Origin of the sequence: Frankia sp. AgKG'84/4 (assembly GCF_023242965.2) — a bacterium.
GTDB lineage: Bacteria > Actinomycetota > Actinomycetes > Frankiales > Frankiaceae > Frankia.
The window spans coordinates 1-1,282 of the sequence record NZ_JALKFU020001124.1 but is presented as its reverse complement, the minus strand read 5'-3'; the positions used below and the strand labels follow the sequence as shown (position 1 = coordinate 1,282).

Genomic DNA, 1,282 nt, shown 5'->3' with positions numbered 1-1,282 from the left:
GCCCGTAGGCGGCGCCGCCGATGCCCAGCCGGCCGCGACCGGCGCGCACCCCGTCCCGTTCGGGCCTCCCGGCCGGGGGACGGAACTCGGCCATCGGCTGCGGGCCGGCCGCCGGGGCATCGTCCTCGGCCTCGCGCAGGCCGAAGCGATCGTGCAGCCGGCGCAGCGGGGCCGGCGCCCACCAGTTGTAGTCGCCGGCCAGAGACATGAACGCCGGCACGAGGATCGCCCGCACGATGGTGACGTCCAACGTGATCGCGATGGTCAGGCCCACCCCGACCATCTTGATCATGCTGATGTGCGAGGCGGACAGCACCACCATGACGACGACGAGCGCGAGCGCGACGCTGGTGATGAGCGGGCCGGTGACCCCGAGCCCGACCGCGACCGACTCGGTGTTGTCCCCGGTGCGCTTGTACTCCTCGCGCACGCGGGCCAGCAGGAAGATCTCGTAGTCCATGCTCAGGCCGAACGCGATGAAGAACATCAGCACCGGGCTGGTCATCTCCAGCGTGCCCGACACCTGGAAGTCGCCGACGATGCCGCGCAGGTGCCCGCTCTGGAAGATGAACGTGAGCAGGCCGATCGTGGCGGCGAGGTTCAGCGTGTTGAGGAGCATCGCCTTGAGCGGCAGCAGCAGGCTGCCGGTGAACAGGAACAGCAGCACGAACGTCATCACCATCACCACGGTGAAGGCCAGCGGCAGGCTGCGCAGGATCGTGTGGGAGGTGTCGAGGAAGTGGGGGGCGAGGCCACCCATGAGGATCCCGAAGGGCGCCTTCGTCGCCTCGATCCTGCGGACCAGGTTCTTCGCATCGGCGGACACCGGCGAGGTGGCGTTCTGCCAGATGGAGAGCCAGGCGCCGCCGTGAGTGCCCACAAAACCGGTGGGTGTCGTCGGCGCGGTGGAGACCTGTTTGCCATCCATATAACCGCCGGTGACGGTGTCCACGCGAAGCACGCCGGTCAGTCCGGAGAGCCGCCGCGCGTAGTCGCTGATCTTCGCCGCGTTCGACGGGTCCCGGGCGTCCACTCCCGGCATGACGACCGGGATCTGGCAGGGCAGGCAGAGGGCGAAGTCACCGCGCATGGCGTCGTTGACCGTGTGCGCCTCGGCGGCGGCGGGCAGCACTGTGTCGTCCGCGAGCGCCAGGTGCAGATTGCGCGCCGGCGCGGCGCAGACCAGCAGAAGCACAATGGCGGCGCCGCCGAACAGCACCGGGCGCCGCATGACCTGGCGGGCCAGGGCCGTCAAGCGCCGGCCGGGGGCCACCGCGCGGGG

1 protein-coding gene is annotated in these 1,282 nt (G+C 70.4%); it reads right to left on the bottom strand.

Features of this window, described 5'->3' with window-relative positions; genetic code table 11:
- The coding region (locus tag MXD58_RS27810; protein ID WP_250611131.1) for an MMPL family transporter at window positions 1–1,255 on the bottom strand (1,255 nt) is incomplete at its 3' end.
- Window positions 1,256–1,282 lie beyond the last annotated feature (27 nt).